Source organism: Vibrio satsumensis, assembly GCF_050337435.1.
GTDB lineage: Bacteria > Pseudomonadota > Gammaproteobacteria > Enterobacterales > Vibrionaceae > Vibrio > Vibrio satsumensis.
On record NZ_JAKJSX010000013.1, the window covers coordinates 40,991 to 66,819 of the forward strand.

Consider the following 25,829-nt stretch of genomic DNA (forward strand, 5'->3'; position numbering starts at 1 on the left):
CTATAATTTTTATTGGTTGGCTGTTTTACTAAAAGATTTGCCACCAGCTAGAGTCTGGCTGTATTACGGCTAGCTCTGCTTTCTTCCCTGTAATCGTTAACTCTAAAGTTTGCTCTGGATCGGAGGGCATCATGAGGACGGCTTTGGTTGTGCCATCTTGGTAATCTGCAAATTCGACCAGTGCTGCAATGTATTGCGTGTTCTTATTGATATCTAACGTCACCGCTTGTTCAGAGTTTGGCAATACGATAGGTAACACCTGTTTTGAAACCAAGTTTGCCGCGAGCAACTGCAAGTCATTATTGTATAAATCAATAAATGGCAGCTGCTTGAACAGCTGTTGATCCGTTAGTTGGTAAAGCCTAACCACAACTGGGTTGGCTTGATCGTCGTTGTATTGGTTGATTGTCGCGTCTGCTTTTACCGTCAGCGAGTGTTGAGTCACAACCGGAACAGGGTCCGATGACGAGCATGCTGCGACGAGTAAACAAAGGGATAAGAGTATGAGCCTTTTCATTCTCTCTCCTCACTTTGCTTTTGCATGTTCTCCATAAACAGTGCTTTGAACTGACGTCTGAAATCTCCGTTGTCTTGGCGGTGTTGGAAGTGTTTACGATAGATCTTCCAATACTTTTTATCTTTATTGCTAAAAATGCCGCTACTTACGTATTCGCTAAATTGGCTCTCAAGCTGCGTTGGTGCAAATTCGTTTAAGAACTGATCAACCGTTTGCTCTAACGCATCAAATAAGGCTTTTTGCTGCAGTTGTGGATTTTGTAAATACTGCTGATTTTTCTCGGTTAGGGTAATGAGCTTGTCGATTGATTCTTCAATTCGAGTGTTGTTCTCGATATTGACTGGCAAATACTCTAACTCTGCAGAGGATAGGGTGCTGGTGTCACCATGAGCGATTTCGTCCACTTCAATGTTGGGAACAACTTGTTCATCGTCCAGATCCTCAAATGGGTCAGAAGAGAACGGGTCATCACTCAACACATTTTTTGAAGAGAAGTTTGATGCTTTTTTTGTCGATGCAACTTCTAGTGCTTCATCGAGAAAGTCAGTGTCGCTGTCATCCAGTTTTAAATTGAAAGGTTCTATGAAAGTGTCATCCTGTTTGTTGTTCGGTGACTCAACCTTAGGGGTACTTAATAGGCTAACCAGCAGCGTGTAACCTCCTAGTTTGATGATGTCGCCATCAGTAATAACGTACTCTTTCTCTTTTGCCAGTGATTTGTCGTTTAACGAAACACCATTGTTACTGATGTCTTTGATCACGTAACCGCGGTCTGTTGGGTACAGTTGACAGTGAGTACGGGAAATCCATTTTGTTTGGTCTGGAAGCGCAATATCACATGACGGAGAACGACCTAAACTTCCGCCACTTTCTGGCAGATACGACACTCTAGAGGAAACAACCTCTTCAGCAGGTACAGAAATCATGTGGACACTGATCGACAATGGCTACTCCTTGCACTTGGATATGGCTGTGTTAAAACTGTCTAGGAAACCTGAGTAGGTTTTAAGAAATCGATTCGAAAAGTAGACCCCCATATCCTTGGTATCTAAGTTCGTCGAATTGAAGTAATCGAGTGGTAGAGAGGCATGTTCTAGCTCTCGTTTGAATACCAACTCATCTTCTAAAACAACATCAATTTCCCTTTGTTTTAAAAGTCTTAGTAATACTTTAGCATCTCGTGGCTGCTTAACGACGTTAAATCCGTTACGTTTTAGCCAAAACCATTTGTTTGAGCCAAATTTGGCAGAAAAGTTGAGGTTTAACTTTGACAATTCATCAACCTTCGGCTCCACTCCTGGACCAAAATACCAATTCAAAGTTTGTTTAGCGATTGGCGCTGAAAGCGTCGCATACTCATCACGTTCTGATGTTTGTGTCGCAACGAAAAATCCATGCTGACTACCACTATGAACGCGCAACTGTGCATCAGACCAAGTGGTCATTGTGAGCTGGTAAGGTTGTCCCATTTTGCCCAAGGCACACTTCACTTTGTCTAGAGCAATGCCTTGCATCGTAGCGTTTTCATAACTTTGGTAGGGCGGCCAATCTTGAGTGGTCAGTAACAGCCTTGATGGCCCAATTTTAAGTTGAGCGAAAGCGCTCATCGACCAAGATGCCGAGAGGATAAGAGTGGCTAACGATAATCTGATGGTAGAGGCTCTAGTTAACATCATTAGAGTTTCCTATCACTTCAGAGATTTTCAATATAGACACTGGCGGGTAATAGTCGAGCTTCTGTGCGGCTTCGATATTTACAATATAAGAATATTGGCTGAGTGACTCTATTGGTATGTCTGAAGCTTTTTGAGTTCCTTTCAAAATGTTCTTCGCTTTGTATCCCGCAAATTGACCAACGTTGTAGTAACGACTCACGATACCAAACAAGGCTTTATGCTTTCTTATCGGGCTCTCAGTGGCCGAGAATGTTGGGATACCCTTCGAATGTAACCCTGATACGACTTCCCCTCCTTGGGTGATGATGTATGAATCAGGGGGTAAGTAAGCCATATCGACACCATCACGTTTCATATTATTTATCGTGAGGTTAATTAAGTCGCTGTTTGACTTACTTTTATCAATGTTTAATGGGTACAACATAACACGCTTATTATAAATTTCCGATAACTCCATCATTTTATTTGCGGTGATAACCGAATTATTTTCATCAGCGTTATAGATAACCCCAAGACTAGAAATGTTATTCAGTTTATCAATGGCTTTGAACTGTATTTCATGAGGGACAATATGTGAGACACCCGTAAAATTTCTATCTTTCGAAGATAAATCAGAAATTAAATTAGAACCGACGGGGTCGGTAACAATACTAAACACGACTGGTGTCGTATTGTTTGTTCTAAAATCACTAGGTTTGGAGTAAGTACCCAATAAATTCAGTGTGATAGTGGTACCAAATGAATAGATAAGATCTGCGTTTTTATATTCTAAATCTTTGATGTGTTGCTTGAGTGCTGCCTTATCTCTGTTGGCATCTAATATCGTGAATCGCACATCCACATGCTGAGATAAATAGTCCATGAAGCCTTGCTCAGCATCTGTCACTCCCCGCCACAATAAGAGAATGACGTGTTTTTCATCCCTATTAGCGAACGCTGCAGGAATTATCAGAATAAAGCTTAGAATGAATACGATCATTTTCATGATTGAACTCCTAGCTTATGTTTGTCAGCCTTTAAAAAGATTGAGAAGAATAGAATCAAGCTTAATGAGCTTACGAGCAGGGAAGCGCCAAATATAATAATGGTTTGGTCGTAACCGAAAATACTTAAGCTCACGCCGGCTAACATTGGCCCTGCGATATTACCGATACGCTCTGTAAGCCTAAAGATACCGATGATTTTACCTTTCTCGATACCTTGTCCAGAAAGTAGGTCGATGACTAAAGGTATTTGAGGAGAAACACAGATGCCGTGTGCAATACCAATGATAATAACGATCAGAAGCAGCCCCAATGTACCTTGGAAGAAGTAGAAGTTGAGTAGGGCGAGCGCAGACAGTAGTCCACCAATGAAGATAAACGCCATTTTGTTTTTGAGCTTGTCGACTAAAATGGCACTCAACGGTGAAATTAGAATGATCGCGAGGCCATAAGCCATTATTACGCGTCCCGATACAGAGCTACTTTCCCCAAGAAACTGAAGGTAAACAGGGCAGATGTAATAAAGGAAGCCTGTTAGAACAATCTTTGCAGGAATTGCGCTGAAGACAGTAATTAATGCGAAGTACTTGTTGCTCAACAGTAGTTTGAAGTCTTGCAACTTAACGGGTTTACTTGAATTACTGCTGTTGGACTTTTCAAAGAATACATAAACCAACAGCACGCTTAGCGTGGCTAACAATCCAGCTAGCATAAAGGTTTCTGAATAGCCGAGTTTTTCCGCAAGGATCCCACCTATCGCAGCGCCGCATAGAGAGCCCGAGAAGAACGACGACAGGAAGGTCGCCATACCTTTTGTCCGGTTCGAGTCATTGGTGGTATCAGATACATAACCCTGAGCTGAAATAAACACGATGCCGTAACCAACCGCGGTAAAGGCACGAGCGATCAACAACAATTCCAGTGATTGAATGGAAGCGGTAGCCACTAAGCCGATACACGTAATGAGTCCACCCGTAATTAACGAGTGCCTTCTGCCTACTTTGTCTGACCAATAGCCTGCGAATGGCAGTGAGATTGCCCAGCACAGCATGAACAAGGAAATAGGTAAACTGGTCACTAGATTTTCAGGTATCCAGCCAGTGGTATTTTCTAATGAAGAGACAAACGTTGGAAAGAATGCCAGCGAAGAGGCTTCAGAGAACACTAATAAAAATAGCGGCAAGCGAATGAATCGAAAATCTTGTTTATCAATATCTTGAGATGGTTGGTTGGGATTCAGTTTGGTGATCGCTTGGTTGGTAAGATTGAGCAGTTTACCAATCTCATCTCGAGTCGAGATCTTAGCAAGGTGATTCACAATGTCTCTGTTGACCAGCATAAAGACACGCTTTACCTGATTCCAAGGTGAGATGATCATGAAGTTACACATGAACAGAATGATTTCGGCCACGACAAGGCAAGAGGCAACCAACACGGTAATCATATCCATGACGCTCTCTTTGAGCAGGTTGATGATCAAATTGTTGTCAGTCGTAACATTCAACTGAATTGTGTGGCTGTTATTGAGCGTGAAAGTAGACTCGCGAATAGAAGGGTGCTCAACATAAACCTCAGGGTAGCGATACGTTGTTCCAGATTGCCCTTGAAAGTTAATAGATAGAATCTCGCTGTGATGATCGACGAAGAACGCAAACTCCTCTTCTAAGCCATACAGTCTGTCGTCAGGAACTCCCGTATCAAGTAGTCCCTTTATCATTTGATTTAACGAATCGCCAATTAGGTTCGATTTTTGTTCAAGCTTGATTTCGTATATCTGAGAAAACTTATCGAGAGATTGGTATGAAACCCCTAAGTTGGCGATGATGGTAAGCAAGATTGCGAGGGAGATAATAAACACGGGAAAGTGTTTGTTTTTAAACTTCTCAAACTTAGATAACGAGTTCGGAGATTGAAGCGCTTTGTGAGCTTGTGTGATCGTTGGCAGCAACTCATCTGAACCGGGCTCAGACTCAAAGATGGCGGTTGCACTTTTTACTCTACCAACAATACCTTCCAATAGGTATTTCAACGCGACAAACGCCACTAAACACGAAAGCAGAATCCAAATTGCAGAATAGAGAAACTGAAGTTTAAGTAAGAAGGTCTTTTGCTGCTCTAATAGAGTGGTGGAGTAGTAGAGTTTTACTTGACCCTCGACTAAGCCAAAAGAGTTGGTGATATCAAGTGATAGCTGACGATCACTTTGCTGAGTTCCTTCTCCGGTACCAAACAGTTGTTCTCCAGAGGTAGAGACAACCACCAAAGCAGTAATACCATCAACAATTTGGAGGCGGCGATCTAGCATATTCTGAATATTGGAGATGGCAGACAGAGGTAAGCCTAGGCTGATCGCTTGGTTAATATCGTTATGAGTCTCCTCCAAGACTATCTCATAGATAGAATCAGATGTTTCAGTCAGTCTTTTCTCAAAGTTGAAATAGTTCAGTGTGGCGTTTAACGCTATCGAGAACAGTAAGACCGCCATGATGGCAAACATCAACTTAACCCGAAGCGACAAGTTAAGTAATGAAGGTTTGGTCAAGGTTTGGCTGGTCTTACTGCTCATTAACTAAGGCCTATTTAATCGTTAAATCGAAATCGGCGCTATCGTTTGTCGCGCTGACCGACACATGAGTAATCGGTTCGCTGCGGCTTAGACGCCCGATACACTCTTCAGCCAACCTCGGCATCAGAGAGCGGTTAATGATTTGCTCGACAGCACGGCCACCCGTTGTTGGGTCTGTATTGCGATCCACCACAAACTGAATGAAGTCAGCATCCCATGTGAACGACGCTTGATATTGCTCTGCCAGCTTCTTCTTGATGCGATTAAGTGATAGCTCAGTGATCTTCGCTAGTTCTTCATCATTAAGCGGGTAGTACGGGACAATCGTGGTTCGGCCTAAGAAAGCGGGCTTAAAGTACTGTTGCAAGTCGGGGCGAATCGCCTCCAGTAGCTCGTCGTTGTCTATGCGGTCTGTAGTCTTAGCACAGACATCACAGATAGCTTGATCAGCGGCATTCGAAGTCATGATGATAATGGTGTTTTTGAAATCAACCGTTCGGCCTTCGCTGTCTTTGATATGGCCTTTATCGAAGATTTGGTAAAACAGGTCATGCACGCCAGGGTGCGCTTTCTCCATTTCATCTAGCAGCAGCACTGAGTAAGGATTGCGTCGAATCGCTTCTGTTAGTACACCACCTTCACCAAAGCCGACGTAACCCGCTGGTGAGCCAAGCAACATAGAGATCTTATGCTCTTCCTTAAACTCGGTCATGTTGATTACAGTAAGGTCGTTGCTACCTCCGTACAGTTGCTCCGCGAGTGCCATGGCGGTTTCGGTTTTACCCACACCACTTGGACCACACATTAAAAACACGCCGATAGGTTTACGATTGTCGGTTAAACCCGCGCGGGATATACGAATCGCTTTAGCAAGTTCATTCTTAGCAACATCTTGACCAATGACTCGGGTATTGAGCTCGTCCTCTAAGGTAAGCAACTTAGCGATTTCGTCACTCATCATGTTACCAACTGGAATACCCGTCCAATTGGCAATCACTTGTGCGATGGTGTTGTCGTCAACCATCGCATAAACTAACGGCTCTTCACCTTGTAGTTCTGCTAATTCGGTTCTCAGAGTATCGAGTTGTTTCTGTTTAGTGGCATCGACGGCATCTTGTTTCTGCTCTTCCGTGATCTCTTGCTGAACCGTTTTAATTTGGTCAACTAATTCAATCTCTTTTTCCCAGCGCGTGTAATATGCCGCTAGTGCCTGTTGATTCTCTTCGATTGATTGTGTCAGTTCTTCGATTATTTCAGCGCTGTTTGAGAATAGGGCATCTTCTTTCTCTAGTGCAGCTTTCTCGTTTTCTTGATAACGAATAGTCTGTTCAAGTGTTTCCAGTACTTCGGGTTTTGCACCTTGTGTTAAGGCAATTCGGGCGCTGGCGGTGTCAAGCAGGCTGATTGCTTTGTCGGGTAGCTGGCGACTTGGAAGGTAACGGATCGATAAGTTGACCGCGGCTTCAATTGCGGATTCAGCAATAAAAGCGCCATGGTGAGCTTGCAATGAAGCAGCCACACCACGCAGCATTTGCATTGCATCTTCGGCGTTAGGCTCTTCAATGGTGACGACTTGGAATCGACGTGTCAGGGCAGGATCTTTTTCGAAGTACTTTTTGTATTCCGCCCATGTTGTCGCAGCGATTGTTTTGAATTCACCACGCGCTAATGCGGGTTTTAGAAGATTTGCCGCGTCGTTTTGTCCGGCAGCGCCGCCTGCACCAATAAGGGTGTGGGCTTCATCGATAAATACAATGATCGGTACTTCTGAGCTTTTTACCTCGTTGATGACGTCTTTTAAGCGGTTTTCAAACTCACCTTTAACGCTCGCACCAGCTTGCAGTAAACCAAGGTCTAAAGAGTGGATTTGAACGCCTTGCAGAGCACTAGGGACTTCGTCCGCTGCGATTCTTAACGCTAAGCCTTCAACAACAGCGGTTTTACCTACGCCGGGTTCACCGACCATAATCGGGTTGTTTTGGCGCTTACGACACAAGATATCAATCGCTTTTCTTACTTCGGCATTACGGCCAGAAATAGGATCTATGTTGCCGTCAATCGCTTGTTGAGTCAGGTTGACCGTGTATTTGCTAAGTGCGTCGTTACCTGCGGGTGTGGTATCGACAGAACCATTGGCAGAAGGCGCGGCTGTGTTACGTGCGATCGGGGTTTTCTTGATCAGGCCTTGCAGAGATTCGAGTGACACGCTGCTTAATGCTTCAAGCTGTAGGGTACTCACACCCAATACATTCTGTTGCATCAAAGCTTGAATAAGGTGCAAGCTGACTATCTCACCGTGGCCGTAGTTTACGGACGCGATCATCCAAGCATCTTTGATTAACTCAGTTAAGCTGTGACTTAATGTTGGTTGACCTTCATTGCCTTTAGGCAACATGGATATTTTCTTTGTCAGTTCATTCACTAAGGCGTCTAATGACAGCTTTTGAGATTCGCACAACGCCATTAACTTCGGATCTTTTTGGGAAACAAGCTGAAGGATCCAGTGTTCTGTTTCTATCGCTCCAACACCTTGGTTCATCGCCGCGCCCGCAGACGCTTCCAACGCTTGCTTCAGTTCGGGAGATAGCTTTCCTACTAAGTTAGTGAGAGTTACTTGTGTCATAGTCAATTCCTTGTATCTCTATAATCTACACATTCCGTATTTATGAACTACAAAGCAAAATTTTTACGGTTTCATTGGGGTTACGCTCAGGTGCAAGGTAGTCAATTTCACCTAAACGAGCGGCTATAGAAACCTTGCTTGATAAACGGGGTTTGGTTAAATATGAACGTTTGACGTTCAGATAAATGGCAACAGGCGTACTGTCTTTTAAATAGTGCTGAGTCAAAGACAACACAGCTTTTGCAAATTGGTCATCTTGTTGTATTTCGAGAAACTCGGTACGGTTTTTCGGAGTCACAAAAATATTCAGATTATTGAAGTGAGCGAGACAGGTTCTCCCGACTAAAAAGCCTTGACCTAAGCGACTATTGAAATCACGTTCGGTACCAATACGAGTTAGCGAGTCTGCTGGCAATAAACGTCTTTCAAACGCTTTGCATTCAACGTCGATGGCATAGGGGAAATAGTCATTAAGGATCTTCTTCAATGCGGTCAGACTGCGACTTTGCTGGCTCAAAAGAAGCGAGTATTGCAGGTACTCTGAGTGCTCTTTCCCAAGCGCTGCAAAGTGGTTTAACAAGGCCGTTTTTTTCGGGCTTTGCTCGCTTTCTACTAATAACCAACGCCGTGCATTGGTTCGATAGGTAATCTCATAGTGTCGCTGGTTGAACACATCCAGAAAATCTTGCAGCGAATGATCTTCATTGTGGATCGCGGCTAACAACTCTTCGTATATGTAATTAGGTATCACGCCTTTAACGCCCGAGAGCGCTTGTTTTGCTAATCTGAGTTTGGCTTTGTTTCCCTTTAACGAGAAGTATTGGATCTCTTGAGGGTTGCCAGTCGGCATCGCCTCCGATTTCAATTGGATCTGTATCGGCGCGCTACTTTGGGACTGAAGCTGCTCCAATAGCCTCATTGCCTGAGAGAAGTCGTACTTTTCAGGCTGAGCGGCTAGGTCTTTGATGAAAGGCTTCATATATCTCCCTTATAGCCTAAGCGCTGGTTATTTTCAGTTCGTAGAATTGCCGATATTCGCTGAGTTATAAGCACAATTGACTACCGTGAATCTTAGGATATTTTTTAACGACACCATCTCGTCCGTAGATTCGGATCTTGAGTTGGATATATCGATCAAAGCTACAAAACTGTTGGAAGAAGCGATTCAACACATCGGCAAACGCCAAGTAGGGTGAGGTTGCATCGAGTGTGAGTTCAATCTCGGTTCCCGGAGAGAATACGTTTTTACCCAGAACGCGAATCGCGGATACTTGAGAGTTAAACGTGATCGAGTGAATCATCTGAATTTCGGCACTCGATACTTGTTCTCGACTGCACAAACTTAACATATGTTTGAGGTCAGCAACCGGATTACTAGACTGCACCAGTGATGAAAAGTTGGTGTTCAGTAAGCTAATGAATTCCCAATGGATATTTTGGTCGACTTCCTTTGTTATGGGTGCCGAAGGCGGATAAATCGGTGAAAAATCGCCGGGCAAATCAATACTCTCTAGGCATTCCAGAGTGCCGCTTACGCCACACGCTTGCTTGCCATTTGTGCACAGTAAATGAGTACCAAGTAGCTTGCTAAATTCAGCTTCTGGCGCTTCAGATAGCGAGATTGCGATGCTCATTTCACCAAAGTGATTGTGTTTACTTTGCCAGTAGTCATATTGCTGATTGTGGGTGTATTTCTCTTTGAAAAGAGGAACTAACGGTATTTCACCGTTAGGCGTGATTTCGTACACCTTCTGAATTTCAATGATTTCGATATTGTTGTCACTGTGCGCGTCGGCATTGACTGGAACAGAAAGGGTTCTGTGATCGTATGGGATCGGTTCGCCTGTTTGTTCGAACAAGTTAATCGCGGGAATCACATTAAGCTTAAAGACATCTTTATTGAATAGGCGGATAAACTCAGACGGTAATGATGACATGAACAAGTTAATGACGAGTTCAGATTCGTCAAACTGACTGGCGTATTCGGCAAAATTCTTAAGTCTAAAGAACTGGCGCTTCTCCTTGAAAAAGAAGAATTCATTAATCAGTTGGTAGCCCGTGAATTGATTACCGTGTTCAGGCAGAAACTTAAATTCTAGGTCGCTGATTCGATTCTTAAGCTGGTGGCTATCGACAGTGACGTGGCGAGCGCATTCACTGTCTGAAATCGAGATCGATAAAGTGTTGTTGAGAAGAAGCTCGACTAGTGAGTCTGCGTTGTTTTCAAATCCTTTGACGAAGAAGTCGAGGTCATTCAATTCCAAATGGCTGAAATGGACTTCTGGGTCGCCGGTACTTAAAGAAATCTGAACAACTGCAGAGCTTTGATTGGCTGATTTTGGTCTGTTAAAGCTAAATGGAGCGCTTAAAGCCTTGATGTTACCTAAATTAAATGGGGCTATTTTGAGTTCGTCAACGGTTCTAAATAGGCATTCGTTTTTGGTGTTGGTGCTCGAAAACAGAGAACCTTTTGGTAAAGTACTCGACTCAATCGGGCCATCTTCGGCAAGCAATTCAAGATAAGCAACACTAGGAACCGTTTGAATATAAGAAGGGTAGAGGACACTTAAAATGCCTTCAATTACCTCAGGTAGTTGCTCTGAGAGTTTCTTTTCTACTTTCGCATTCAGCAGTGCTACGCCATCTAATAGGCGAGCCATACTCGGATCTTCGATCTTACCTTGATGAATATTGAGTTTTTCAGCGTGCGTCGGATATTCCTGACCAAACTGTCCTAATGAACGGCGCACAAAGGCAAGTTCTTGCTCGAAGTAACGCATAATAGGTTCAGTCATAGTTATCTTCTTCTAAAGAGGTCGTTAAGTCGCTTAATGCGATTTTGGAATCAAAGATAAGATCCTGTTCACCATGGCTGGTTTTGACCTTGGCGATGATGTTGAACGAAAGCGAGTTGTCACCTTCTTTGCGTTCTCCAAGCTCTACAGATATGTCGTGTAATCGTGGTTCAAAGCTCTTTATCCATGTTTCAATGCGTAGGGTGAGCTGAGTCTTTTCAAGGGTCGCACTCAGTAACTGAATATCTTCGATACCAAACTTCAAATTAGAACGATTGACTTCGACTAACCTGTTATCGATATCGGTCAGTGATGCTTCTGCTTCTAATAGTTTGGTGAGATGGAACTTGATGTCTTCAATCTCAGCATCCTGATAGGGCTTTGAATCACAGATGAAGGTCTTCCAAAAGCTCATTACATCACCTCGTTTAGATCGGTTGTTAGAACCACTTCACCACTGAAATAGTCAAACTGGTATTGAGGAACGATACGTAAAGTACAAGCGAAGCTGCCAGCTTGAGCGCTTGACTCAGTGACACTCACTTTGGCGAAACTTAATGGGTATTTGGATAAGATTTCTTCATTGGCGAAGGAAACGTTGCTCGAGAACTTGTCAATCCAGTGCGTCAAAAACAACTCACACTCGGTGGCGTTGTTGAAGCTACCGATCATCTCTCTTACTTGAACTTTTAAGTAGTGCGCAATTCGACAAGACATCAGTGTGGTTTGAATCTGAGTAAGCACTTTGTCGTTGTCACTTTGCCCGCACTGCCAAATCGAGTTGTTACCATTGAAGTAAAACTTATCGGTTAAAGGACTCTTCGCTAATGGGATAAAACCGCTCTGCGCGTAGAAATTCGACAGTTGTCCGAACAAGCTAATGTCCGTTACTGGCTTGTGCAGATGACTGTCGAAATAGTGATTCGCAGGGAGGTTGATGACGGCGCCTTGAAACTTATCGTTCCAACGAGATTTCAAAAAACCAAACCAGTTCACACGGTGAAACTCTCGCATGATAGTGGTAGCAAGCACCATATTGGCTAATCCCCAAGCTCCCTGACCTTGCTCATTGTAAATGAAGCCAGCTCGTCGGTTTTTGTAAGCATCACGAAGGCGCACTTGAGGAAGTGCCATACCAATAAAGCGAGAGCTCGGTTTACTGCGTAAATCCTGCCACGCTTTAAAGTCGGGGCCGGAAAGGATCTTATTGATACGTTCGATATCAGACAACCAATCGGCTCCGCTTTCACCAAAGAACGTTGATACGGGAGAAAACAACATAGGGCAGAGTGTCGCTTCGCCTAATTTACCTAACAGTTCTACAGTAAATAGATCGTCGTAGTCGGCGTCAAAATCGATATCCATCGAGATAGGGTGACTAAAGGTGATGCAACCAAAAGGGTGACCACCTAAGGTATTCAGCTCGTTATTGCCGATCTTGTTATACAAGTCGCTGGATTTGGTTGAATAGGCTTGATTGACGTCGCTAGAGAGCTCCACCCAGTTCATATCGAGCAGTTTTACATGCGCTCTTTGGTAACTGACGGGTAGGGAAACAAGCTGCTGAAGGCTTAACCAGTTACGTTCCAATTTTTGAAACTCTGGTTCATGGAGGATCTCATCAAGCTGTAAACTGAGTTTGGAATCGATTGTTGATATAAGTGTTGATATCAATGAAATTAGTGAGGATTTAGAGCTTAAGGAGTGTTGGTCTAGCTCAGATAACAGAGATAAAGCCTCTTTCATAAAGGTATTATCTGTGTCATCTAATTGATTGAATTTGTTTTGCCATTCTGTATTTAACTTCATACAAAATTTTTGGCCGGATTGCTCCGGCCAAATCCATATTAGCCTGGAATCTTAGCAACCATTCGAACCGAGGTTGTCAGTTCTTCAAGTTGTAACCAAGGTCTTAGATGAGCGACTGCAGAGTAGGCGCCTGGCTTACCAGGTTGCTCAACCACCTCGATGCGAGATTCACAAAGCGGGGTTTTTGCACGCTGCTCATTACCAATGGCACCCGCGTTGGTGTATTGGTCGATCCATAGTTGTAGTTCTCGTTTGATATCCGGAGCTTCAAGATTCGAGCCTAACTTGTCGCGACCCATTACTTTCAGGTAGTGGGCGATACGGCTACTTGCCATGATATAAGGTAGGCGAGCTGAAATTGCAGCGTTCGCCGTTGCATCTGGGTCAGTGAAGGTTTTAGGCTTCTGAGTTGTTTGACCGCCGATGAATACAGCGTAGTTAGAGCTTTTGTAGTGAACCAAAGGAAGGAAACCAAGGTCAGAAAGCTCTTTCTCACGCTCATCCGTTAGGTTAACTTCTGTTGGACATTGCTGAAGTAGGTCGCCCGCTTCAGACTTGTACGTTAGGTTTGGAAGGTTCTCGACCTTACCACCGTTATCCAGACCGCGAATAGAAGTACACCAACCTGAAGCTGTGTAAGCTTGAGTCATTTTAAGACCAAGATCATACGCAGCATTAGACCAAACTAACTGATCATTGCTGGTTGGCTTAGGATTACCATCCATATCAGTGCCAAGCTCTTCATAAGCGAAGACATCAGTACTCAAACCTTTGTCACCATAAGGTAGGCGAGCAAGAGTTCGTGGTAGTGTTAGGGTTACGTAGCGAGCGTCATCACTCTCACGGAATGAATTCCATGCAGCGTAAGCAGGAGAGTCGAAACCTGCAGCAACAGGTTTGCCTTCAGAGAATGTTTGGAAGTCATTAAACTCGAACATCTCAGCATTGGCAGCAGCAACGAATGGTGCGTGACACGCTGCAGCGACTTCGCCCATGTAGCGAAGTAGAGCAACATCTTCATCTTTCGCGCTGAACTCGTAATCACCAATGAATGTGCCGTAAGGTTCACCACCCGCGGTGCCAAATTCACCTTGATAAACCGCATTGAATAATGGGCTACGGTCAATTGCAGGAGCATCTTCAAATTGGTCAAGCAGCTCTTCTTGAGTGTAATCGACCATTTTGATCTTTAGATCACGACCAAGTTCGCTCTCTTTTACGAGTTTTTGTAGACCACGCCAAGAGCCTTCAAGCTTCTGTAAGTCTTTCTGTTGCATGACTTCAGATAACTGTTGAGATAGCTTTTTATCTATTTCTGAGATTGCGTTTTCAATTGTTTTTGTAACGTTCTTATCCCACGTCACGGTGCCAGAAAGAGCTTGCTCTGTAAGTACAGAAAACAGTTCTTTTGTCGTGTCTGCAGGAGTTTGAGTGGTTGCTTCAATCGCGCGGTCTAGGAAGCTCAGTGAGCCTTCCGCTACTTCCGGTTGCGCTTGATTCTCAGTTTCAGTACTCATTACTCTGCTCCTTCTTCTTTAATGCCAAGCTCATCAGAAAGAGCATTAATCGTATCTGCACTTTGTAGAACTTCTTTAAGAAGCTTTTCTAGATCGCGGGAACGATCGGCTTTAGAAAGAAGTACCTTCAGTTGATTACGGGTTTCGACGAGTTTTTTAAGCGGTTCAACCTGTTCGATAATTGCTTCAGGTTCGAAATCTTTCATCGAGTCAAACTTAAGGCTCGCTTCAAACTGGCTATCATCACCGGCAAGTACATTGTCTACTTTTAGCGATAATTCAGGGCCAACGCGCTTCATTACAGTGTCGAAGTTATCTTTATCAACGTTATAGAAGGTACGATCTTCCACTTCTTCTTTGTCTTGCTTATGGCCTGAGTAGTCACCAATAACCCCAACAACAAAAGGGAGCTCTTTGGTTTCTACAGCGCCATTAGTCTCAACGTCATAGGTAATACTTACGCGGTTCTTACTTACGCGTTTATGTTGGGAATTTAGTGCCACGGTAACTCTCCTTGTTTAATTACTTAGCAGTTGAAGTAACTTTAGCTGTAGTCGCATCGAAGCCAACCTCAGGACCTTTCTCGATCTTACCGCCGTCTGCTTCAATGTAGTAAGCTTTAGAAATTTCTGTGTAGGTTAGGCTGAAAGATTCGCTTGGAAGTGAACCGTCTGTACCAGACATGTTGTAGCTAGACATACGAGCCATCTTAAGCGTTAGAATCAGATATGGATCAGCACCAGAACCTTCACGGTTTGGTTTTGTCATAACGATTTCAACAGTGCGACCTTCTGGACCCGGCGCATATAAGAAAGTGGTTAGATGAGGTGTTGCACCATCACAGCCACGAGTCATGTTGACTTCACCAAGAGCAACCATACCTTGGTCCGCATTGTTTGCATTACCTACATCGATACCAACACCACGTACTGCACTCCAAGAAACGCTATCAAGTGCAAAGAATCCATCTTTACCCCCGATCTTTTCTACCGTTGCTGCACCTTTTGGTGTCGTACCATCAATTCTCATAAAAATAGAAGCCATTACTTTCTCCTTGCTCAACGCATTAATGTGCTTTACCACTCAAAATCTTGCAGGCTGTTCGATGATGAGTTGGAAGTCGATTCAGATGTTTGGTTTGTATCTGTCGTACTATTTGAACTATCAGGAACTGGCGATACTGCAGCTGGCTCTTCAATAGTCGGTGTTGCTACCGGAGTTCTATCCGGAGCGGAAGTCATTACTGGTACGGACTTTCCTGACAAATCGGTCTTGTCTAGGTTGTCCATTCCTGTCATTTGATTGATTTGGGCGATGACACTTTCATTGCCAACCATTTCTTGGAGTAATTCTGGGAAGCTCATGTAGCCCCAACGAATTGAACGCTCGAGTAAGAATGCAATAGGGCTATGAGGTTCTGTTTCTTTAAAGTATTCAGCGACTTTTCTAATTTCTTGAAACGCATGATCACGATTAACAATGCCGTTGATGCTCGAGATGTTTTGAACAATCGTTTGAGTTTGGTTTAGAGAGGCAGGGTTATTTAATGCTTGGGCTTGCCCGTCACTAGCGACACTTCCGTTACCTTGGTTTACCGGATTAGTTGCCCTTGAATTTTGGCTTGTTTCAGTGGCTAAACTCGAGTCAATAGGGGTATCACTTGCTTGCCGGGATGCCGAATGTATCGAATCGTCTTGTTGAGGCACTTCTGTTGAATTTTGGATAACGTGGAAGTTGTCATCCAACGGCCAAGGAGCGAGTTTTTCTCCAACAAGGAAATGTATCGCTTTAATTAAGTCACGTACGTTTGTCTTAATGAAGTTGAAGCTGATTACGGTAGCACCAGCAGCTTGGCATTTTTCAGCTAAGTTTTTTTCAGCAACCTCTAATTCACTAAAAATACTCGCAAGTAGATAGAGTGTTTCTGAAACACTTCCATCAAATGAGCTTAATGCTGTTTCTTTTAGCTCTGCGATATTGCCTTTACGCTCTGCAGTGAGGTAATCACCAAAAGTAATGCCTGCGCAAAAATCAAGCATTTGAAAAGGAATATAAACGGAGCTTGAATCAACAGATTCACCAACGAGCTGAAGTAGGGGTTTAGTTTTAAACTCAGTGATTTCCTTTGCTTTCCCTGCATCGTCAGAAGCTTTGAGTTTAGCTTCCGGAAGCATAGGGTTTAGCGTATCCCAAAATTGGTCGATGAAAAGGTTTAAAGCCGGGATTGCATTAGCAAGGTTATTAAATGGTTGAGAAGTAAAAAGTTGACTCGTGATGTACCAACCTAATATCTCTAAGTCTTTAGACTGTGAAGTCAGCGTTTCCTCTGAAATCTTTCTTAATTCAGCCCAGTTTTCTGTATTGGCATCCACGATTGCGGGGTCTGAGGATGCATCAGGCGTTTCAACCAACTGTCGAAATGAGGATTGAGCGCTATTGTAAACGTTTCTTAAACTGCGATAGGCACTTCGATCTAACTTCAAATAAGAGCCTGAAGGCTCTTCATCCGAGATAGGAACAAGTAGGTGAGCGATTTCTGTCATATACATCCTGTAAAAATCTATTGTTATCCCGATCGCACTAAAGTGTTACATTTGATACATAATCCTTATGCTTCGTAAACACTTGTTAACATTTATTAATTCTAGAGCTTTTTCGTGAAAAGTCTCATGCAAAATAGATATTTACTTAAAACTTTGAACTTCATCTAAGAAAGTGGACCGATGTCACGGTTTTTTGAAACCATATGAAAAGTAAGGTATTTAGCCTCCAATCATCACAGTTGGCATGCCTAAAACAATCGTACCGCCGTGGCTGGTTGTATCTCCCATACGTGCTGCTGGTTTACTCATTATGAGCACAGTAGCACTGCCTTTGATGATACTATCTGGAGGCCCGACACAAACGCACATATCCCCAAGTGTCGCGGCTGGCATATTGCCAATGAGGACTGTTGGTACTCCGGGGCCACTGATTGGCCCGCCTACGTGGGGGATCGGCGGAACTGCGGGTGTCTGCATTGGGCAAACGTGCATGTCAGTTAATCGTGCAGCTAATGTCATCGGTAACTCCTATGCTTTGCTTCCCTTGGCAAGCTCAAGCGCTATGCCGATGGATTTTTTGTAGTACTCGTCTGTTTTGTCCCAATTTGGTAGCGCTGCCGAGTGGTTAATCGCGCCAGCTACCGCCTTAGAGTATAGAAAAGGATCTGGGAGAACTGTTGGCAAATCTGGTGCAACAATACTGCCAGACCCGTTCCAAAATACCGATTGCGCCAACCAAGATGGGCCACAATTTAATTTGAGCTTATTAGAGAATAGTTCACTCTTGCGCCTTTGCTCTTCTGATGGCGATTTGACCCAAGCTTTGGCTGTGGAAATACATTGCTTTTGCATCGCAGACCAGACGTCGTTTCTTGCATCGAGCGTGTGTGCGCCCCACCAAATAGCTTCTCGAACCGGTAGTCCGTGAGCAAGAAGCTGAACCAAATCGAAGTAAAGCTCGTTCTCTAACAGAGTTTCTATGGAGTCGTTGATGCTGAGATCTTCATCGATCAGGGCTTGAGCTTCGTCTGAGCTAGAGAACCTGTCGAGTAACTGCCGACCTGTCTGATACGGAATCTTTTTATACATGTTTTCGTTCTACCTAAATTTGTACTTTGGTGTGGTTTAAGTGTTAGCGACTTGAATATGCTAGTTCACCTTAACAATCGCACCTTTTAGCTCACCCATCACACCGCCATCGAAAGTGCCTTTCAAACCAGATTTGAATTCGGCACTTAATGAGCCTTCAGCTGACAGTGTCGTATCCGCTTTAATAGCGACACTGAGTCCTTTAATACTGTTGGAGCTTGTTGCTTCGAGAGCCGTTGTTACACCGGAGATCTTGTTGGCGGATGTTGCCTTGCTTGTTACATTCATGCCTTCAAGGTTGAGTGCGCTGCTCGCTTTAATATCAATGTTACTGGCTTCGATACTGATGGAAGATGAAGACATGGTGATCTTGCTCGATCCTACCGTCAGCTCTATCTTGTCATCGGCTTCTAGTGAGATTGATTTGCCTTTCTCACTTATCGCTTTGTCTGAACTCAGTGTGTAATTATCTTCTGTTGAGACGGTAACTTGCTTGGTTGTTTTCTGTAGCAGCTCACCTTTGATGGTCTCAGTCAGGTTGTTCTCGACTTCTTTGGTGAAGTCTTTGGTCGCGCGCATATACAAGAGCTCATTGTCTTTCTTATCATCGAAATAGAGTTCATTCGCCAATCCACTCAATTTAGTGCTAATGCCTGTTTTCGTCGAATTGGCTTCTTTGTAAGGTGGCGGGTTTTTACTGTTATAAACGCTTCCTGTAATAATTGGTTGGTCTGGATCGCCATCAATAAAGCTGACCAGCACCTCTTGTCCTACTCTCGGAATAAACTGAGCACCGTAGCCACTGCCTGCCATCATCTGAGCGACACGAACATAACAACTTGTTTTGTCGCCAGAGGCTTCCGTATCCCAATGAAATTGAATACGAACTCTGCCTTGGTCATCTTGATTGATCTCACCCGCGGTGCTTCCTGCGACAATTGCACTTTGTAGGCCGTGTATTCTGGCCTTATCTCGCGGTGTCGGGTAATTAGGAATTGAAGTATCAAGTAGGGTGAGGCGTGTCTCGCAATGGTTTTCAGTGCTGTATCGAATCTGAAGTTCCGTGACCAGATAATCGCCGAGTTGAGACTTGTCTAAGTGGGATGACAATGAGAACCACGTACCTAATTCAAATGAATCGTGTTGTGCTTCGGCCTCGACAGTTTGGTAATTTTGCTCTAGTTGTTCGATACGTCGTTTAACTAGGTTACTGGCGAGATCTTCCATTCCACCTGTGATGCCAAGTTTCGGGTAAAACTGTTTTGTTAACTTGGTGTTGTTGGCGATTGTATGGCTGGATTTCTTCTCTTTGCTGCTCACTAGTTTGGTTTGTGAGTAGTCATAACTGGTGAGTTCGATGCTGGCACCATGAAACTGACCTTGCGGCATCCATTTATTGATCAGTGGATTACTGCCTGAAGGAATTTCAATCATGTCGAGCTTGCTGGCATCAGACTTTTGAAAAGGGCTCTGCGCATCTTGAAGCATCATTAGATGGTCGGAATCGCTGTGTTGGAAAAAGTAGTGAACGCCTTCCTCTGCCAACAAGCGTGTTACAAAATCAAAGTCGCTTTCATCGTATTGAACACAATACTCCCGTTTCGATGAGGGCATCGTACCAGCCTTAAAGGAGCCACTGAAACCTGCTTGGGTTAACACGTCTGAAACGATGTCTTTCGTTGATTGGTTTTGGTAAACGCGAAAAGAGTGGGTGTGCTTCAATAACCAAAACCACGGCCGCAGGGTGACGCGGTAACTAGAGTACTGCAGATTACCGTCCATACCCAATAATTGAACCTGCGTAACAATACCGCTGAATACTCGCGTTGCGGTCAAATTATCGGTGCCATTAATGAAGCGGGTGATAGAGAGCTTTTGCCCCAATTGATCATCGATGATAAAGTTTTTTGAGATGATGGTTAGTTCGATTTTAAAAGGCTTCGATAAGTACTCAGAAATAGCAAAATCGCTGACTGTATGCTCGTTGCTTTTAGAATCTTTTGCCACAATAGTGCTTGCAGAAGGGGAGAAATTATCCGTCATAGGCTTGCCTGATAATGCTCGAAGATGTTCTGACATAAGGTTATGTCAATACTAACGAACTGACTTAATGTTAAAATTTTATATCTAAATTTATAGCATAACGTAAATAATATAATAAGCCTGACAACAAAGGCGTGAGGTGTTTCCATTTTATGAAAATAAATACCACTAAATTAATTATGGTAATTGGCCGCTGATTTATATTGTTAAATATCATTTAAATACAGAGATAGTGCGACGCAGAAGGTGATATAGGGAGATCGTAAATATATATAGAATAATGTGTTGCTAGAGGTGTCATGACGTAGTAATAATATGAATATTGCTAGCATGTTACATTTCTGAGCTAGTGGTTATTCAAGGATAGAATAATGCCAAACACAAAAATCTCGTTGCGGGTGACCGTTGGAGGGATGTTTCTACTAGCGACGGTGCTAACGGCAATCGTGGCAGTTTCACTTCAATACTATTTCAGTAAAAAAATGGCGACCGAGCATACCTTGTCAAAACTGACGATGGTGTCTCAAGACTTAAGTGACTATATAGGTAACGTCGACTCAGATGCGATCAACACTGCACGCTTGCTTTCTGCTGTTCATCGCTCTATCAGCCATCAAATATCCAGAGAAGAATCGCGTGGGATTCTTTCTGAGGCGATAAAAGATAATCCTCTCTTCTACAGTATTTATATCGGCTCATCTAACGAACGTTTTTTCCAAATTATCAATCTGGAATCTTCTCCTTTTGTTAGAGAAAAAATTGGTGCTGATCGCTCAGACCGCTGGGTGGTGATCGAGATAAGCGACAGAGAAGCAGGTCGTATCCGCACGACTAAGTATTACGACCTTGAGTTTAACCTCAGAGACTTAAAGACTGAACCAAGCAATTACTTTCCTACGACACGGCCTTGGTATGTTTCCGCAAATACAGAGACGGTTGAGAAAACACAGCCTTATCTTTTCCAGCATCTTCAGATAACGGGACAAACTTATTCCTTAGCTTTTGAATCAAAGGCCGTTGGTGACACGCAACATGTAATAGGCATTGATATCGTGTTGTCATCTCTGGCGAGTAAGTTATCTGCGAGTGCGTTAGGTTTAGATGAAGACAGTCAGGTTGAGTCCTTTTTGTACTCCAAATCGGGTAATATTATTGCGTCTAATCGAGATACAGAAACGACACATACACTCCCTCAGACAAGTAAAATCGATTGGTCTAGTCAGCAACAAACCATAATTGAGAACACGCCTCCTTTGTTACTCTCTAATCAAAGCGATTGGGGGCCAATGGATTTTGCGGTGTCCGGACAGCCACACGGTTATGCTATTGACCTTTTAAAAATGATCAGCGAGATGAGTGGTGTTAAGTTCGAGTTTGTTAATGGCTTTTCGTGGGCCGAGTTAACCGGCAAATTTCATGAGGGAAGCATCGATGGTTTGCACTCTATTCAGAATTACGAAAGCAACGGAGTAAAAGGCTTATATACGGATGCTATCTATGAGCTGCCTTTCTCTGTTGTAACGCGAGAAAACGTACAGACCGTCTCAAACTATGGAGCTCTCAGTGGAAAAAAGGTGGCGATTTTATCTGGGTGGTCGGTTATTCCTCAACTCAGAAAAGATTTCCCAAATATTGAGCTTGTTGAGTTTCCTAGTATGGAATTGGCATTTGATGCTGTTGATCGTGGTGAGAGCTTTGCAGTACTCGACGCTAAGCCTGTGTTGGAATTCTCATTGGATAAGTTTTTCCATGCAAGGCTGAAAGTTAATGAAGTGTTGTTGGATCTCAAAGCTAATTACGCAAACCAATTCCATATTGTGTTGCAGAACAAACATCAGCAGCTATTACCAATTCTAAATCAAGCCATTCGCGCACTCACTGACGAACAAAAAGTAGTGTTGTCACAAAAATGGTTCCATCATCATGCTCTCAATACAGGCACAACCATTCCTTACACTGAGCTTTATGAACGTACTGCGACGGCCAATACCGAAGGCGAAATGGTTAAGATTGTGCTCAATGGAGAACCTAAGCGTCTTTATCTGAAAAAGATTGAAACGGGCGAGCACTACTCTGAATATTTTGCCGTTGCGATACCGGAAGCGGAAATCTACAGTGCGGTAAACAAACGAGTTGCGACGTCTATTGGTGTGACGGTGCTTCTTATGAGTCTAACCTTGCCTGTGGCTTGGATCTTTGGGGCGCCTATTGTGCGACCGATCCGTCAATTGAAAGCCGAAACGCAAAAAATTAGGCAGCGTGATTACGACAATGTCTCTGTGCTTAATACGCGGATCAAAGAGGTGTGGGAGCTGTCTGTAGCGGTGAAAGGCATGTCTGAGGAGATTAAGCAGCATGAACAGACACAAGAAGCCTTTGTTGAGTCGTTCATTAAACTTATCGCTCAAGCTATCGATGATAAGTCCGCTTATACGGCTGGGCACTGTAACCGTGTACCAGAACTGGGCTTGATGTTGGCTGATGCGGCTGAAAAATCGCAGTCTGAGCATTTCAAAGACTTTAAATTTGAGAACGACGATGAACGTCGTGAATTTAGAATTGCGGCTTGGCTTCATGATTGTGGCAAGATCACGACACCTGAACACATCGTCGATAAAGGTACAAAGCTAGAAGCTAACTACAACCGAATTCACGAGGTGAGAACTCGATTTGAAGTGCTTTGGCGTGATGCGGAAATTACAGCTTTGACAAAAAAACTCGAAGGATCTCTACCGGCTGAGCTGGTAGCTGATGAACTTGCGTCAACCAAACAGCAATTACAAGAAGACTTTGAGTTTATCGCGACATCGAACGTGGGTGGTGAATTCATGAGTGATGATAAAGTCGCGCGGATTCGCTCTATCGCTGAAACGACTTGGACGCGTAATTTCGACGATCAACTCGGCCTATCGCCAATTGAAGCGATGAATAGGGCATCGAGTTCAAGCTTACCTGCGACAGAGCCACTTCTGAGTGATAAGCCGGAGCATATAGTGAAAAGAGATAGGCCGTTAGAGTTTGACCCGAAACATCAAATTAAAATGGATGTGCCGGAGCACCTATACAACCTAGGCGAAGTCTACAATCTGAGTATTGCACGCGGAACGTTGACTGCCGAAGACAGATTCAAGATAAACGAGCACATGCTTGGAACAATTAAGATGCTTGAGAATCTGCCATTTCCGAAAGAGCTAAGCCGTGTTCCTCGCTATGCTTCGACGCACCATGAAACACTCAAAGGTACGGGATATCCAAGGAAGCTGACTGGTGATGACCTTTCAATCCCAGAACGTATTCTGGTGATCTCTGATATTTTTGAGGCGTTAACCGCTGCGGATAGGCCTTATAAGAAGGCGAAGCCAATCAGTGTTGCTGTCGACATCATGTATAAAATGGCATTGGACGAGCATCTTGATATCGAACTGTTTAGATTGTTCTTAACCAGTGATACGCATGTTCGTTATGCTGAAGAGTATCTCAAACCGGAACAGATTGATTTTGTTGATATAAACAAATACCTCGAAGTTACTCGTCAGATTGCTTGACCAAGGTTGGCTTGTTAGAACGAGTTCGATGAATGAAAGGCGCACATCAGTGCGCCTTTTTTATATCTGTTTATCGGTGAGCTGGTGGATAGACACAGAGGGAGCTACGTTTGACAAGTTCGACTATAAGTTGTCGACACATAGATTTTAAATAATTTTAGAGTAGGTAAGGGGTTAGTGGGCCTTGATATAGTTAAATCGATAAATAACAGAAAGTTAAATTATTTATAGTGTTCTTTTGAGTAAGTTTCATCGTCTATTAAAAATACTACCTTAGTCTAAATTGTCGACAATTCACTTGATTGTCGACAATTTGATCGTGTATTTTATGTTCATGTTATGAAATTGTTGACAATTAAGGTTCAGCAATCAGAAGTGAGCAGCGTGAATATGAATACTGCGATAAAAGATCTCACCTTAAGTGCAAACACGAAGACACGTGTGAGCGATAAAGAGAACACTAAATCAGAAAACCTCACTGAGTATCTCGTTGAGGCGATTGTTAACGGTGAATTACCACCGGGCAGTAAGATCTCGGAACCTGAACTGGCTAAACGATTTGAGGTAAGCCGAGGTCCACTACGTGAAGCGATAATGCGTGTTGAAGGGCTTGGCTTGATTGAACGCATTCCTCATGTAGGGGCTCGAGTTATTACCTTTTCGGCAGACAAACTACTCGAGTTGTACGCAGTGCGGGAGGCATTGGAAGGCATGGCGGCTCGCTTAGCAGCGCGACATATCACACAAGAAGAGCTTGTCGGGCTTGAAGGATTACTGTCGACACACTCAAAGCACATCGATGAAGTCGAAGGTTCTTCTTATTTTCATCAACATGGGGATTTCGATTTCCATTACCGCATTATTAAAGCCAGTCGTAACAGCAAACTCATTTCGTTGTTGTGTGACGAGCTTTACCACTTATTACGCATGTATCGTTATCAATCTCCTAGGGCTCAGTCTCGACCAAAAGAGGCGCTCGATGAACACAAATACATCCTACAAGCAATTCGCAACCGTGATGAAGAGCTAGCAGAAATGCTAATGCGAAGACACATCTCGGGAAGCCGATTGCTTATAGAGCAACAAATTCAATCCAAAGATCTTGATTAAGCGGTCATTGGAATCTGTCAGCGGATCAGTGCTGGCGATAACCAAAAGCCGTAAGTCTTAAAGATTAGCTAGAAATAAGCAATTAACAGGGAGCGTCATTATGAAGTTATCAGCAGGAGCAAAGTTCCGACAAGCTGTGCAAGACAACGACCCATTGCAGATCGTTGGTACGGTGAATCCGTATTGCGCGATGATGGCAAAGAACTTGGGGCATCAGGCGATCTATTTGTCGGGTGGAGGCATCGCCAATGCGTCTTATGGTTTGCCTGATTTAGGTATTACGACATTGAACGATGTGTTGGTGGATGTTGAACGTATTACCAACGCGTGTGATCTGCCATTGCTGGTAGATATCGATACGGGATTTGGTGGCGCATTCAATATTGCACGTACGATTCGCGCTATGGAGAAAGCAGGCGCAGCTGCAATTCACATGGAAGACCAAGTCGCTCAGAAACGCTGTGGTCATCGACCAAATAAAGCGATTGTAAGTCAGCAAGAGATGGTCGATAGAGTTAAGGCTGCAACTGATGCTAGAACCGACGAAAGCTTTGTGATTATGGCTCGTACGGATGCATTGGCGGTTGAAGGAATAGACAGTGCGATTGAACGAGCGATTGCGTGTGTTGAAGCGGGCGCAGACATGATTTTCCCTGAAGCGATGAATCAACTCGATCAATATGTGAAGTTCTCGGCGGCGCTTAAATCAGCAACAGGTAAGCACGTGCCTATCTTGGCCAACATCACTGAGTTTGGCCAAACACCACTCTACAACTGTAGCGAGTTAGCCCAATCAAGTGTCGACATGGTGCTTTACCCATTGAGTGCGTTCCGTGCGATGAACAAAGCCGCGGAGAATGTATACAAACACTTGTTAGTTGAAGGCAATCAAGAAGCTCTGTTGGATTCAATGCAAACCCGTAAAGAGCTTTACGAACACCTGAATTACCACGACTACGAGAACAAGCTTGATCAGTTGTTTTCAAGCGAAGGGTAAAACCAGTTTCAATTAG

The 25,829-nt window shown here is 43.7% G+C and carries 20 protein-coding genes; 3 read left to right on the top strand and 17 right to left on the bottom strand.

The window, feature by feature from the left end; translation table 11 throughout:
* Positions 1–28 precede the first annotated feature (28 nt).
* The 17 genes from tssJ to L4C44_RS17280 form a co-directional block, all read right to left on the bottom strand.
* Positions 29–517 (bottom strand): type VI secretion system lipoprotein TssJ, encoded by a 489-nt coding sequence (tssJ, locus tag L4C44_RS17200; RefSeq protein ID WP_428805459.1) that lies wholly within the window; start codon positions 515–517, stop codon positions 29–31.
* Positions 514–1,461, bottom strand: coding sequence for an FHA domain-containing protein (locus tag L4C44_RS17205; RefSeq protein ID WP_428805460.1), 948 nt, complete (start codon positions 1,459–1,461; stop codon positions 514–516). Before L4C44_RS17205 ends, tssJ begins: the two co-directional genes overlap by 4 nt.
* A 3-nt stretch (positions 1,462–1,464) precedes the next feature.
* Complete coding sequence (locus L4C44_RS17210) at positions 1,465–2,193, bottom strand: type 2 periplasmic-binding domain-containing protein (protein WP_146489968.1); 729 nt, start codon at positions 2,191–2,193, stop codon at positions 1,465–1,467.
* Positions 2,180–3,178, bottom strand: coding sequence for an ABC transporter substrate-binding protein (locus tag L4C44_RS17215; protein WP_428805461.1), 999 nt, complete (start codon positions 3,176–3,178; stop codon positions 2,180–2,182). The genes L4C44_RS17210 and L4C44_RS17215 overlap by 14 nt, the downstream gene beginning before the upstream one ends.
* The gene (locus tag L4C44_RS17220) at positions 3,175–5,742 is read right to left on the bottom strand and encodes an MFS transporter (RefSeq protein ID WP_428805462.1); all 2,568 of its coding nucleotides are present in this window, start codon (positions 5,740–5,742) and stop codon (positions 3,175–3,177) included. The genes L4C44_RS17215 and L4C44_RS17220 overlap by 4 nt, the downstream gene beginning before the upstream one ends.
* Before the next feature lie 10 nt (positions 5,743–5,752).
* On the bottom strand, positions 5,753–8,365 hold the full coding sequence (gene tssH, locus L4C44_RS17225; protein WP_428805463.1) for a type VI secretion system ATPase TssH: 2,613 nt from the start codon (positions 8,363–8,365) through the stop codon (positions 5,753–5,755).
* Between the two features lie 40 nt (positions 8,366–8,405).
* Positions 8,406–9,344 carry a type VI secretion system baseplate subunit TssG gene (locus L4C44_RS17230; protein WP_428805464.1) on the bottom strand — a complete coding sequence of 313 codons (939 nt, stop codon included), beginning with the start codon at positions 9,342–9,344 and terminating at the stop codon, positions 8,406–8,408.
* 64 nt (positions 9,345–9,408) lie between these two features.
* The gene (gene tssF, locus L4C44_RS17235) at positions 9,409–11,160 is read right to left on the bottom strand and encodes a type VI secretion system baseplate subunit TssF (RefSeq protein WP_428805465.1); all 1,752 of its coding nucleotides are present in this window, start codon (positions 11,158–11,160) and stop codon (positions 9,409–9,411) included.
* Positions 11,153–11,575: a type VI secretion system baseplate subunit TssE gene (gene tssE, locus L4C44_RS17240; RefSeq protein ID WP_146489974.1), complete on the bottom strand. Its 423-nt coding sequence runs from the start codon at positions 11,573–11,575 to the stop codon at positions 11,153–11,155. Before tssE ends, tssF begins: the two co-directional genes overlap by 8 nt.
* Positions 11,575–12,969, bottom strand: a complete 1,395-nt coding sequence (locus L4C44_RS17245) for a type VI secretion system contractile sheath domain-containing protein (RefSeq protein ID WP_428805466.1) — start codon at positions 12,967–12,969, stop codon at positions 11,575–11,577. The genes tssE and L4C44_RS17245 overlap by 1 nt, the downstream gene beginning before the upstream one ends.
* 38 nt (positions 12,970–13,007) lie before the next feature.
* Positions 13,008–14,486 carry a type VI secretion system contractile sheath large subunit gene (gene tssC, locus L4C44_RS17250; RefSeq protein WP_146489976.1) on the bottom strand — a complete coding sequence of 493 codons (1,479 nt, stop codon included), beginning with the start codon at positions 14,484–14,486 and terminating at the stop codon, positions 13,008–13,010.
* A complete protein-coding gene (gene tssB, locus L4C44_RS17255) occupies positions 14,486–14,989 on the bottom strand; it encodes a type VI secretion system contractile sheath small subunit (RefSeq protein WP_009846607.1) in 504 nt (167 codons plus the stop codon). Before tssB ends, tssC begins: the two co-directional genes overlap by 1 nt.
* A 19-nt stretch (positions 14,990–15,008) precedes the next feature.
* Positions 15,009–15,530 (bottom strand): Hcp family type VI secretion system effector, encoded by a 522-nt coding sequence (locus tag L4C44_RS17260; RefSeq protein WP_017110736.1) that lies wholly within the window; start codon positions 15,528–15,530, stop codon positions 15,009–15,011.
* Positions 15,531–15,562: 32 nt separating this feature from the next.
* Positions 15,563–17,029: a type VI secretion system protein TssA gene (locus tag L4C44_RS17265; RefSeq protein ID WP_428805467.1), complete on the bottom strand. Its 1,467-nt coding sequence runs from the start codon at positions 17,027–17,029 to the stop codon at positions 15,563–15,565.
* A gap of 219 nt (positions 17,030–17,248) precedes the next feature.
* The gene (locus L4C44_RS17270; RefSeq protein WP_017110734.1) at positions 17,249–17,548 is read right to left on the bottom strand and encodes a PAAR domain-containing protein; all 300 of its coding nucleotides are present in this window, start codon (positions 17,546–17,548) and stop codon (positions 17,249–17,251) included.
* Between the two features lie 9 nt (positions 17,549–17,557).
* Positions 17,558–18,118 carry a DUF6931 family protein gene (locus tag L4C44_RS17275; protein WP_146489978.1) on the bottom strand — a complete coding sequence of 187 codons (561 nt, stop codon included), beginning with the start codon at positions 18,116–18,118 and terminating at the stop codon, positions 17,558–17,560.
* Between the two features lie 60 nt (positions 18,119–18,178).
* Positions 18,179–20,161, bottom strand: a complete 1,983-nt coding sequence (locus L4C44_RS17280; protein WP_428805504.1) for a type VI secretion system Vgr family protein — start codon at positions 20,159–20,161, stop codon at positions 18,179–18,181.
* A 371-nt stretch (positions 20,162–20,532) separates the two neighbouring features.
* Here L4C44_RS17280 and L4C44_RS17285 point away from each other — a divergent pair, with 371 nt between their 5' ends.
* The 3 genes from L4C44_RS17285 to prpB all read left to right on the top strand — a co-directional run bounded on the left by L4C44_RS17285 (position 20,533) and on the right by prpB (position 25,813).
* The gene (locus L4C44_RS17285; RefSeq protein ID WP_428805468.1) at positions 20,533–23,706 is read left to right on the top strand and encodes an HD domain-containing phosphohydrolase; all 3,174 of its coding nucleotides are present in this window, start codon (positions 20,533–20,535) and stop codon (positions 23,704–23,706) included.
* A 390-nt stretch (positions 23,707–24,096) separates the two neighbouring features.
* Complete coding sequence (locus L4C44_RS17290; RefSeq protein ID WP_102350585.1) at positions 24,097–24,816, top strand: GntR family transcriptional regulator; 720 nt, start codon at positions 24,097–24,099, stop codon at positions 24,814–24,816.
* A 100-nt stretch (positions 24,817–24,916) separates the two neighbouring features.
* Positions 24,917–25,813, top strand: a complete 897-nt coding sequence (gene prpB, locus L4C44_RS17295; protein ID WP_050621110.1) for a methylisocitrate lyase — start codon at positions 24,917–24,919, stop codon at positions 25,811–25,813.
* The last annotated feature ends 16 nt before the right edge of the window (positions 25,814–25,829 follow it).